The organism is Streptomyces sp. NPDC057543, assembly GCF_042801895.1.
GTDB lineage: Bacteria > Actinomycetota > Actinomycetes > Streptomycetales > Streptomycetaceae > Streptomyces.
The window spans coordinates 21780-33132 of the sequence record NZ_JBHVFF010000063.1 but is presented as its reverse complement, the minus strand read 5'-3'; the positions used below and the strand labels follow the sequence as shown (position 1 = coordinate 33132).

The window sequence follows — 11353 nt, the reverse complement described above, 5'->3', positions numbered from 1 at the left end:
CGCCGTACCTGTTCGACCTGGATCCGCTCAAGGGCCCCAAGACCGTGGACGAGGTCCAGTCGGGTGAGGTCGAACTGCCGCGAAGCCCAACGCCACCTGGAAGAACGCCACTGTGATCACCGGCGGCGACTTCGGCGGCAGCACCTCGACCGAGGTCTACGACCTCATGGTCCGCTGGGTCGACGGCGAAGTCACCCTCTACACAGACGTCGACAACCTGGGGCTTCACAAGGAGACCCAGATCAGAGCGCCCAACAGCCTCTGGGCCGACCACGCCAAACTGATCACCGTCGGCGAGTTCACCGACAACGGCTGGCAGGACGACCTGATCGTGGTGTGGACCGACGGCGAGGTGTCCAACTACATAGACACCGACCAAGGCGGCCTCGGCAAGGAATACACCCTGGTCACCCCGGGCACCACGGCCCGTCTCGCCGATGAGCTCCCGCTCCTCCGCGGCGCTGTGGGAATCCCCGAGGGAAGCACCGGCCCGCACGGCAAGCCGCGCGTCGTCCGTGTACACCCCCGGCGATGACCGCCGGTCACTGATCGCCGGGCCTGTACGGATCACCCGTACGGGCCCGGTCGCGTTCTGTCGAGGATGGCGGCTGCGTCGGGGTGCGTGCGGAGGGTTCAGCCCTTCCGCAGGTACGGTGCGAGTGCTGTCATCCACGACGCGCGCACGGCGTTCCACTCCTTGGTGCACCCTTTCGCCCGCTCGGCGGGCAGGGCGTCCGGGCTCACCAAGCCCCGGTGGCGGCCGGAAGCGGTGCCGTAGACGTAGCAGCGGTAGTTGACCGCACGCTGACCGTCCGAGGAGTGCTCGTCGGGCCCGTCGTCGACGTCCTCGTTCGTGACCTCGGACAGGTGCCAGGCCTCGGCGGCCGCGAGCAGCTGCTGTTCGCCGGTGATGCCCTTGCGCAGCAGCATCAGGGCGGCGAACTGGTCGGCGAAATCCTCTTCCCGGCCGTGCACGCGCAGTTCGAAGATGTCCACGAGGGCGTGCGCCGTTTCGTGGAACAGTGTTTCCAGCATGACGGCCGCCACGTCGTCGTCCGCCCGCCGGGGGCTGGCCCGCCGGAAGAGCTCCCGCGTTTCGGAGACTTCGTCGTAACAGACCTCCACGTGGGTGAGCTCGGGGTCGTAGGAGGACCCTTCGCCGTCACACGAGACCACGCCGACGGATATCGGCCGGTCCACCTCGGCCAGAGCAGCAACTGCCGACGCGGCCTCCTCCACCACCTTCCGCCTTCGCAGGAACGCGGCATCGTCCCGGTCGGAGCCCGCCGGCGCCTCGTACCGGATCGTGATGCCCGAGCCCTCCACCTCGGTAGGGGGAACACCGGGCTTCTGGCAGCCGGACACACCGGCGACCGCTACCAGCACCACCCCGCCAAGACCTGCGCAGAACCGGCCCGCCGGCCGCATCACCCCACCCGCTTCCCCGCATATGACCGTCACCACCATCCTGCCCCGGCGTTGGGGACCAACGAAACAGCCAGTGTGGGGGACTGGGCACCCACGTCAGCCCCGCCGGCTCGGAGCGCGGGCCGACCAGCACACTGTCCACGAGGCCCTTGTGCCACCGCCGACCCTACTTGGCCCGCTCCGCGTCTCGTCCCGCCGAGAAGCCGAATCCCGCGCGCACCCAGGGCGCGGAACTACCAGGTAGTGGGTTCGGTGAGTTCGGTGAAGGGCTGGCGTGCGGCTCTGGGGATGCCGAGGCGTTGGCGCGCCTCATGGACGGCGCCGAGCTGATCTGCGGCCGACGGACCCCAGTTGAAGAGCTCGACGGCCTGTTCGGGGGTGGCGAGGACGCGTGTATAGATGTGACCGGTGGCCGGATCCGGCCGGACGGGGCCGACATGGGTGAGGGCAGCGGCGAGCCGGACACGGCTGCGGCCGTTGTCGCGGAGGTGGCCGACAAACAGCGGCTCGCCGTGCCGGGCAGCGGCCTCCTCGTCAGCCTCCCTGCGCAGTGTGGCGGTGATGTCCCCGTGGTCCTGGGGCTCGGGCGTGCCGCCAGGGAGGCACGCGGAACCGGTGTCAGGTCCCAGGAGGACCAGGACGCACCCGCCAGGGGCGAAAAGCCAGCCCCATGACTGAACCACAGGCGAACTTGGTGGGACGGGGCCTGATGCCCAGGAGAAGTGGTGCTCGGCCCGGGCGGTGCGCAGGATGCCGGCCCGGTCCAGGACGGTGGGAGCGATCGGGCACCCGTTCTCCAGGAACACCGGCCCGGCGGCGTTGATGCGGGCACGGAGCACGGACAGGGCTCGGCGGGCGTCCCCCGGGGAGAGGAGATCAGGCAGGCGGGCGGGTTCGACGAACTCGATCCCGGTGATCTCGCTGTAGGGCAGCCGGATGGTGGCGATCTGGTCGTCGTCCCAGGTACCGCCATCGTAGACGCTGAGAATTTCGCCGGGGAACCGCATGATCTCCGGGGCGTTGGAACTGTCGGCGGAGACCCAGTCGACGGCAAGGCCGCGGTCGACCACGACGGTGACGCCGAGCTCCTCTCTCAGCTCGCGGGCGGCAGCGGTGGAGGGGGATTCGCCCTTGTCGACGGCACCGCCAGGCAGGAGACAGGTATCGCGGTAGTCGACGTGCTGAATCAGGACCCGGCCGCGCCGGTCGGTGATCAACACCGAGACGCCTGCCCATAGGGCGGCCGAGGCGCGAAGGGCCCCGTACTCTTCGTCGGTCATTGCTGTGTTGGGCAGCTTGCCGGGGTCGGACGTCGTGGTCATGTCCTTACCTTTCTTCTTGGGGTCTTGCGGGTGAGTCGTATGGTCCGGAGACCGGGGGAGGCGGGGAGGGGACGGGCGGCTTCAGGCGGTGAGCCGGTGTGGGCCGCCCGGGACCGGCCCGGGCGTGAGGCGTGTGAAGTACTCGGTTCGGATGATCTTGTGGCGGGTCTCGGCGGGCAGGCGGGCGAGGATGCCGGGCAGGGAGCGCTCGCGGGCGACTTCGCCTTGGTGCGCGAGGATCGCGCGCCACTTCACAGCGACCCACTGGGTTACGTCCACGACCGTGGTGACGTACTCGTCCGGGATGCAAAGCACGCTTTTTCCGACATCCGTCAGGAGCGGTGCCAGTTCGCCGACGCCGCTGTCGGGGTGGGTGGCCGCGTACAGGGCTTGGGGCTGCCAGGGGTCTCCGGCTTCCGGGTAGAGGTGCGGGAGGCCTGCGGCTTCGCAGGCGAGGAGGGTGATCTGGTGGGTGCGGCGGTGGTCCGGGTGGCCTGTCATCTGGCCGAGTACGTCGTGGGTGGTGACGGTGTCAGGTCGGAAGCTCCGCAGGTGGTGGACGAGCCGGGCGACGGTCTCGTCGAGCGGCGCGTCGATGAGACGCGGCCGGCCGGGAGCAGAGGAGGGGTTGCGTGCGTCGGCGTAGCCGAGCATGCGCGGTTTACCGGCGCCGAGTTCGTCCAGGGCGTTGGCGAGGTGGGCCGCGCGGGGGGCTGTCTGCGGCCCAGGTGGTGGTGACGACCGCGGTGCGGGCCCCCGCGGCGGCGTGCTGGGCGAGTACGCCGCCGGCGAGCAGGGACTCGTCGTCGGGATGTGCGAACACGCCCATCAGACACGGGGGAGTGGATGGCGTCACGGGGTGCCTCCGGCTGGTGAACGGATCGATCGGGGATGTGCGGGGGTTCAGATGACGGGTGGGCGGCCGGCGGTGGTCAACCGCCAGGCGGTGCGCCAGCTCATGGGGCGGCGGTCCTGGGCGTGGCGAAGGGCCCATCCCTCCCGCATGCCTCGGAGTGAGTCGCGGATCCCGCCGTGGCGGGCCGAGCGGGCCAGAGTGATGGCGGTCCAGGTCGTCAGGTAGGCGGGAATGAGTGGAGCGGGAAGGTTGCGGTAGGCGACCGAGATCCGGTTGCGGGCGGCAAGGCGGTGGAACTGCGCGTGACGGGTGGGGCTGGCCACTGGGTGGTGCATCCGGAGGTCGGCCGCGTACCAGCCGCTCCAGCCCGCCGACCAGCACCGGTACGCCAGATCGAGACCCTCGTGATAGGCGAACAGGCTGGCCTCCCAGCCGCCGACAGCGTCGAAGGCGTCTCGGCGGACGAGGACGATGCCCTCGGTCATCGTCGTGATGACACCGGGCCTTGACGGATCGCCGGCCCGCAGCCGGGGCACCCAGCGGCGCGGCGTGGTCGCATCGTCCGGACCGGTCAGGCGCGGTTGGACATAGGCGGCTTCGGGGTGGTGGTCCGCTTCGGCGAGCAGGCGGGCGAGCACGTCGTCCGTGGGGAAGGTTGCGTCGTTGTCCAGGAAGAAGAGGTAGTCGCCAGGTCGGCCGGTTTCCGTGAGGGCCCGGGCTCCGGCGTTGCGGCCGCCGGGAATGCCGACGTTCTCCTCCAGCACGACTGTGTGGGCGTCGGCGGGGATGATGTCCGGGACGCAGCCGTTGCCGACGACGCAGATCCGCAGATCGACACCACGCTGGGCAAGGAGCGTGGCCTGCGCGGTCTTTTCTTGCTCCGGGCGGTCGTTCATGGTCAGCAGGACGACGTCAATGCGGGGATGGTGCACAGCGTGCTTCTCTCGGGCCGGTGGTGTGCTCCCGGCCGTGGTCGGGAGCGTCTGGGGTGGTCATGCGGTAGGGGGTGGGCGCGGGGGTGCTGGTGAGCTGCTGGGCACGCCGGGTCAGGCGACCGGCGAGTTCGCGGTGGCGTCCGCGTCCGATGACCTGGAGGAGCTGGGCCAGGAAGACGAGTTCCCCGTTCCGGCCGCCGGGGCTGTCGAGGACGTGGGCGAATTCGGTGCGGATCCGGGAGGCGGTGGTCGGCTGGGTGAGGCTAACGGCGTGAAGCAGTCCGATGTCGTAGCCCGTGGGCATGCGACCCCATCCTTCCCAGTCGAGGATGACCAGTTCCGGGACGGTGAGGTTGGCCCAGTGCAGGTCGCCAAGTCCGGTGTTCCAGGCGGTGACCTGGAATGGGGATGCCGAGGAACCGGTGGAGGTGCTTGTCGATCCACCGCTGGCGTACGGCCTGACGGTCGGTGGGCACCGTGGCGGTGGCGGCGAGCGCGGCGCGCGCGGTCGACGGCCAGGCGGCAGAAGGACGGAAGCGTTGTGGCCGCGAACAGCTGCAGTGAGCCGAAGTACACGCCGCTGCCCATGGTCACGCCTGTGGCGACCTCGTGGCGCGGCCCGCGCAGCGCCTTCTCTAGCCCCTCGGTTGTTACGGGGTGGCCGTCTGCGAAGCGGATCTGCAGCTGGCCGTCCAACAGGTCGATGACCGGGGTGGTGTGGGCGTGCTCGCCCTGGTCGCGGACGAACCCGCAGTGCGTGAAGCCCCGTGCGTGCAGGACGTCTCCCTGCCGTTGGAGGGTGATCGCGCGGGTGTAGCCATGGATTTCGAGCGGCAGCAGCAGGTGCCCGCCCTCGGTGAGCTGCTCACGCCAGGCGGGGGCGACGTCCCAGACGTTGTGGGTGATCACGCTTGCGTCGAACCGGCCCCTGGGCACATGCCGGGGCGGTGCGCCGAGCGCGCCGTCGCCGTGGAGGGCAACAACGCGCCCGCTGCCGGCCTCCGCGGTGAACCGGCGGGTGCGGTGAACGACATACGGGTCGATGTCGACGGTGACGACCTGCCCGCCCGGGCCGATGACATGGGCGATCAACTCGGCGTTGTAGCCGCCGGATCCCGCCTCGTACACACTCGCGCCCGGCCGGAGGTGGAGGCTTTCGACCATGTCGGCCTGGAGCCAGGCCGCGGACACCGAGCTGGTCGCCCGCCCGGCGTCGTCGCGGCGGGTGACCACGGCCAGGTCGTCGGCGTAGGCCGTCCTGAGGTCCTTCTCCGGCGTGTACCGGTGCCGGGGCACCGTGCGCAGCGCCTCCTGAACCGGTGCGGAGGGCGCCCAGCCGCCCGCGATGACGGCGTCCGCCATCTTCTCGCGCAGCCGGACGGCTTCCGCCGACTCGCCGGGCACGGGCGGCTGGACGGTGGCGAGCGGGTAGGCGTGGACCGGCGGCAGGCCGGGGATGATGCCGGGCCAGACCGCGTCCAGGGCCTGCGCAGCGGGGGCGAAGACATCGCCGATATGGGAAAGCGCCTGCAGTTCCAGCCACTCCCACCGGACGAACAGCTCTCTTTCCCGGTTGGTCGGTGTCCCGGACCAGGCGGTGACGCGGACGACCGCAGTGAGCCGGGGCACACCGTGGCTGTCGTCGACGAGCACCGTCAGCACGTGGGCATCGGATTCGGCGGCAACCAGGCCGGTTTCCTCTTCCAACTCCCTTACGGCCGCCGCCTCGAAGCCCTCGCCTCCGCTCGTCTTGCCGCCCGGCAGCTCCCACATGCCCCGGGTGGAGCGGCCGAGAAGGACCCGCCCGGCCGTGTCGGTGACGACCGCCAGCGCCCCGGTCACGGCGTGTGGGGTGGGCGGCAGCTTCTCCACGGCCCTGATTGCGGTGTGGCACGGGCCGCGCAGGATCAGGACAGCGAGCTCGTCCACCGCCAGCCGCTCCGTCTCCTTCCAGCCCGCCATGAGCAGGCTGATCTCGTCCTCATCGAGGGCGATGTCCCGCCGCTCGGGCGGCGTGTGCGAGGTCGTGGGCGTGATGACCACGAGCGCGCCGCCGGGCCGCAGCCGCTCGCCGAGTGCATGCAGGACGCGGGTCCGGTCGCGCAGGAACGGGAACATCAGCCGGAGCGTGATGAGGTCGTAGCCCTCGCTCAGCTCGGCGAGGTCGTCCTGCTCGATGTTCAGGCGCAGCCAGCGCACCCGCTCGGCGCCTGCGTGCTCGGTCCGCGCTCGGATGAGGGCGTTGTCGGGGTAGTCGATCCCGTCCACCTGGTAGCCGATCCCGGCCAGGAACGCGGCGAGGCCACCGGTCCCGCACCCTACATCCAGGGCCTGGCCGCAGACCGGGGCGGGAACGTGCTCGCTGAGCACGGCCCGCTCGGCGTCCCCAAGCAATCTGAACCCTCTGCCGTCCTTGTAGTGCGTGTCCCATTCCTCCGGCAGGACGTATCCCACAGTGCTCCTTACGTGGTGCGGTCGCTGTTGCTGGGGTGCGCCAGTAAGGTTTCGCCGGCGCGTAGTGTCAGGCCGGTTTTCAGCGGACCCATTTCGGTAAAGCCCGTCTGCCCGGGCATCTTGGGCAGACGGTTCACGGCCCGGCCCTCCTGCCGGCCGTGGTCACGGGCGTTCCGCCGGCCCGTACAAGGCAGCTTTCTGTCTCTTCGTCAGCGCCCAGTACCTGTCTCCGTAGCTGAAGTGCCACCACTCGGTGCTGTAGTTCACGAGACCGGCGGAGGACAGCGCCGTGACGAGAATGTTCCGGTTGGCGCGGGCGTGCGGGCTGATGTTGTCCGCCCGCGTGTAGCAGGCGCCGGCACTCACCTCCGGGTTCGCGTTCACGGCTGTGCCCATGCCCAGCTCCACCCCGTCGGCGTCTACGAGGGTGAGATCGACTGCGGCCCCGGCTTTTGCGTAGCCGCGCCGCTGGTAGGCCCGGTCCGTGGCGACAGCGTGAATGCGCACCGCCAGGCCCTTGGGGTACCGGGGTGCGGGGAGCACGCAGTGGACCAGGCCGAGGGCGCAGGTGGCGAGTGTGCCGTGGGTTGCGTCGATGACGTAGGCCCGGGCGTCGCCTCCCGGCTGCAGACGAGCCGCCAGCAGCTCCTGTCCGGTGGTAAGCCAGCTCGCATCAAGCGGTTGGGACAGGATCAGCTCGGATCTCAAACAAGCGATCTCGCCGGCGTCGGCGGGCGTGGCCAGGCGGGGTGTGGTCACAGTGTCAGCCTTTCTTCCGAAGCATGCTCAGGGAACTGTGGGGTGCTTCCCAGGACAGGCGGCCGCACTCGGAGGCGGCCCGCTGCCCGCCGTCCGGATCGAAGAAGAGGCGATAGCGGTCGGGAGAACCAGCTGCTCGCCACAGGTCCCCAGTAGCGTCGGAAGTCCGCGTGCCGCCACAGGCTGGTAGCGGGAGCAGAGGCGTTCACTGCGGGCCGCCCCCCTTCACCGGGTTCGGTGCCGGAGCGTGCCGGTGCTGCGAGGGAACGGCAGGCGCGGTGGCCCCGTATTGGGCGGCCTGGGCGGTGAACATCGACCGGTAGATGCCGTCAGGCCGGGCCATGAGCTGCTCGTGAGTGCCTTCTTCGGCTACTCGGCCCTGGTCGAGGACATAGATGCGGTCGGCGTTGGCCGTGGCTGCGAGGCGGTGTGTCACGAGTACGACCGCGTGGCCCTCTTCCGCGAGTGACCACAGGCCTTCGAACGCGGCGATCTCCGCGTGCGGGTCGAGCGCCGAAGTCGGCTCGTCGACCAGGAGGAAGGGAGCGCCTCGGTACAGGCTTCGCGCCGTGCCGAGCTTCTGCCACTGCCCGCCCGAGAGCTGGACACCGCGCTCGTAGCCCTTGTAGACGATGGAGTCCCAGCCGTGGCGCAAGCCCTCGATCAGCTTGAGGACGCCGGCCGATAGCGCGGCAGACTTCACCCGGTCCATGTCGCGGACACGGTCACCGGCCCCGATCGCCACGTTCGCGGCCGCGGTCATCTCCCAGCGAGGGAAGTCCTGCGCGAGCAACCCCACCATGGCGAAGATCTCGGCCCGGCTTGCGTCCCGGAGCTCGACCTGGTCGCCGTCCTCGGCCTCCTGCCACCACACATTGCCCTCGGGGGGCAGCAGCAGTCCGGACAGCACCTTGGTCAGGGTTGTCTTGCCGGACCCGTTCGCGCCCACCAACGCGGTCACCTCGCCGCGGCGCACCCTCAAACTGACGTCCTGCAACGCGGGGGAGTCGGCCCCGGGGTAGGTGTACGACACGTTGTCCACGCGGACCTGATGGACGCGGGCCGGCAACGGAGTGCCGATGGCGGGGATGGCGTTCTCGGTGGCCAGTGCGATGGCGTCTTCGGTGTCGGTGAGGAACAGCAGCTCCTCGTAGAGCCGGTTGACCTGCTGGACCAACGAGGTCAACCGGGCCGTCGACGCACGGATCGCGAGGACCGCGGTGCCGCCGACGGCGAGCGGCAATGATCCGCCGGCCAGCAACCACCACAGAACTCCATAGCAGGCCAACGAAGCGATGCCCGCAAACCCGCCGGCCACCAGGTCCGTGGCGGCCTGCGCACGGGCCAGGCGCCGCTGCTCCGCCTCGGTCTGGCGGGACATCTCCTCGTAGCCGCACAGCAGTTTTGTTCCGGCGGCGTGCACGCGAATCTCGCCTTGCGCGTGCGGGCGGGTCAGAAAGCCCAGGAGCGAGGCGATGGCCCGCCGGTGATCGATCCAGTGCAGCTTCGAGACGTACTCGCGGCGTGCGGAGCTGACCGCGCCCCATCCCTTGGGCAGGGCGATCACGAGCAGCATCGGCAGCAGCATCCAGTGCAGCGACGCCAATACGACGGCTGCCGCCACCATCGAGATGAGGACGTTGCCGACCCCTACCGACAGCATCAGCATGCTGCGGGCCGAGTCCGTGCCGAACCGGCCTGCCTCCAGTACACGTTGCACCTCGGGGCGCTCGGTCGCCTCCAGCTCGACCCGGGTGACGGCCGCGTAGTAGCGCGCCGAGACCGCCCGCTCAACCTGTGGCTCCAGCCGTCCGGACATCGCCGTCGACCACGCCATCAGCAACGCAGCGATCACCGCGGTCGCTGCCAGCACTGTCAGGGACGGCAGGGCTTCGCGCAGCCTGTCCGCCGTCGGACCCTCCGCGAACAGATCGGTGAGCACGCTGTTGACCGCAACCAGTCCCCACGCCGCGGTCACTCCTTGCCCGAGCTGCGCGGCCACCACGCCCGCCATCGCCCGCCGATCCGTCTGCCAGCCGGTACGGAGCACCAGGGCGACCATGCGCGGCAACGCGGCCGCCATGTGCCGGAACGAGAGCCTGGTCAACGGGCCCTCGTGACGTACGTAGGACTGGTCGTAGCGCAGCCGTCCCCCGTACAGCTCGCGCTCCGCGTTCGAGATCGTGTCCTTCGCCGGCGTGGTCTTCGCGTCCTGCGGGGTATCGCGGCGTGGGCCGGTGCGTGTCAACGTCGCTCCTTCCTGACAGTCGTGGCGGCATCCTCGGGTTCAACGACCCCACCGAGATATCGAACACGTGTCTTTCGGCCGAGTTTCGAATCCCGGTTTCATGCGGCTGTTGAAAGGTGCGGGGTGCATGGGCCCTTGTGCCGCAAGAGGCGCTCCAGGAGTGGGCGTTGGCCGAAACGCCGTCGGTCGCAATGCGCAGGGTCGCGGTCCGGGGACGGGAGCAGAGGGCGTGAGCCTTCGGTCTGCTCTGCGCAGGGCTGACCGGGCCGTGGCGCGAGGGGGCGCCACGCCCTACGAGGTGGGTCGGTTCAGTTCAGGAGGGTGGTCAGTTCGTCATGCCTTCCGGACGCGGAAAGTCACCTCCGGGAAACGGCGTCCGTTGACCTGGAGGGCGATCGAATACGCACCCGGCGTGAGCTCCACAGTGGAGGTAGAGCGCAGCACGTGGTCCTTGGCGAGCGGCAGTTTCTCGCGCGGCTTGCCGGTGCTGCGCAGAAGGAAGTACAGCTTTTCACGCGGCTTGCCGGTCCGCGTCGTCGAAGAGATCACGAACATCATGTGCACCGGGACGGGCGCGGTGGTGGTGAGAGTGGCGGAGAAGCTGAGCGTGTCGCCGTCGACGAGCTCGGTGCGCTCCAGGACGAGAGGCGTCAGCTCGACCGGCGCGTAGCCGAGGAAGGCGTAGGCATCCGGCCAGCCCTTCTTCAGCCTGCTCCGAAGGGCCTGCCGGGCGATGAACGCGAAGTGCTTGTCGGGAACGAGACCAGAGACCTTCCAACGCTGAAGTGTGGCCAGCACCAGATCCGGCTGCGTCACGGACAGGTCGTGCAGATGGTTGGCGACCGACGTGCGCACGTAGGTGCTGGAGTCGCCGTAGAGCTGCTCGAGGACGGGCAGCGCCACGTCGTCAGGCAGGGAGATGCGCGGGGCACAGGGCAGCAGAGGGCGGGTGACCGGGGCGATCCTCGCGTTCTCGCCGCGGGTCATCTGATGGAGCCACTCGAGGCTGCGGGCTGTCGGGCAGCAGTGGGGCTCGGTCGGCGCCGAGCCGGGGGCAAGAACGTCGTGGGTGGTGTCGTGGCGCAGGTGCACGGAAGTGACCGGCGGACAAACACCAGCTTGTGCTTGGCGCGGGCACAGATCCCGGTGACAGGGACGCGACGCGAGTACCTCTTGGCGGCGCTCGTGCCACAACAGGCAGCAGAGGCCCGGCACCGGCTCACCGACCAGGCCGGCAGGCACAGCCGCACGGCCGACCCCGGTGAATACACGGAGACGAAAGCCGTACAGGCAGCGGACGCGGCCCAAGCACCCACTCCCGACCAGTACACCGCCCCCTGCGCACCGAGCC

At 69.8% G+C, this 11353-nt stretch carries 9 protein-coding genes and 1 pseudogene; 1 reads left to right on the top strand and 9 read right to left on the bottom strand.

Going from position 1 to position 11353, the window contains the following annotated elements; genetic code table 11:
- Positions 1–112: 112 nt before the first annotated feature.
- Positions 113–535 (top strand): hypothetical protein, encoded by a 423-nt coding sequence (locus tag ACFU8Q_RS13815; protein WP_384452330.1) that lies wholly within the window; start codon positions 113–115, stop codon positions 533–535.
- 98 nt (positions 536–633) lie between these two features.
- On the opposite strand, the gene ACFU8Q_RS13810 is transcribed toward ACFU8Q_RS13815, so the two are convergent.
- The 9 genes and pseudogenes from ACFU8Q_RS13810 to ACFU8Q_RS13770 all read right to left on the bottom strand — a co-directional run bounded on the left by ACFU8Q_RS13810 (position 634) and on the right by ACFU8Q_RS13770 (position 11094).
- Complete coding sequence (locus ACFU8Q_RS13810) at positions 634–1389, bottom strand: DUF4344 domain-containing metallopeptidase (protein WP_384452327.1); 756 nt, start codon at positions 1387–1389, stop codon at positions 634–636.
- A 272-nt stretch (positions 1390–1661) separates the two neighbouring features.
- The gene (locus ACFU8Q_RS13805) at positions 1662–2750 is read right to left on the bottom strand and encodes an NUDIX domain-containing protein (protein WP_384452325.1); all 1089 of its coding nucleotides are present in this window, start codon (positions 2748–2750) and stop codon (positions 1662–1664) included.
- A gap of 81 nt (positions 2751–2831) precedes the next feature.
- Positions 2832–3579 (bottom strand): annotated as a pseudogene (locus tag ACFU8Q_RS13800) (PIG-L deacetylase family protein).
- A gap of 74 nt (positions 3580–3653) precedes the next feature.
- Positions 3654–4538, bottom strand: coding sequence for a glycosyltransferase family 2 protein (locus tag ACFU8Q_RS13795; protein WP_384452322.1), 885 nt, complete (start codon positions 4536–4538; stop codon positions 3654–3656).
- A 114-nt stretch (positions 4539–4652) separates the two neighbouring features.
- The gene (locus ACFU8Q_RS13790; protein ID WP_384452319.1) at positions 4653–6995 is read right to left on the bottom strand and encodes a methyltransferase; all 2343 of its coding nucleotides are present in this window, start codon (positions 6993–6995) and stop codon (positions 4653–4655) included.
- 8 nt (positions 6996–7003) lie between these two features.
- On the bottom strand, positions 7004–7132 hold the full coding sequence (locus ACFU8Q_RS13785) for a hypothetical protein (RefSeq protein WP_384452316.1): 129 nt from the start codon (positions 7130–7132) through the stop codon (positions 7004–7006).
- A 25-nt stretch (positions 7133–7157) separates the two neighbouring features.
- Positions 7158–7754, bottom strand: a complete 597-nt coding sequence (locus tag ACFU8Q_RS13780) for a M15 family metallopeptidase (protein WP_384452313.1) — start codon at positions 7752–7754, stop codon at positions 7158–7160.
- 205 nt (positions 7755–7959) lie between these two features.
- Positions 7960–10002, bottom strand: a complete 2043-nt coding sequence (locus ACFU8Q_RS13775) for an ABC transporter ATP-binding protein (RefSeq protein WP_384452310.1) — start codon at positions 10000–10002, stop codon at positions 7960–7962.
- Positions 10003–10335: 333 nt separating this feature from the next.
- Positions 10336–11094 carry a hypothetical protein gene (locus ACFU8Q_RS13770; RefSeq protein ID WP_384452307.1) on the bottom strand — a complete coding sequence of 253 codons (759 nt, stop codon included), beginning with the start codon at positions 11092–11094 and terminating at the stop codon, positions 10336–10338.
- Positions 11095–11353: the final 259 nt, after the last annotated feature.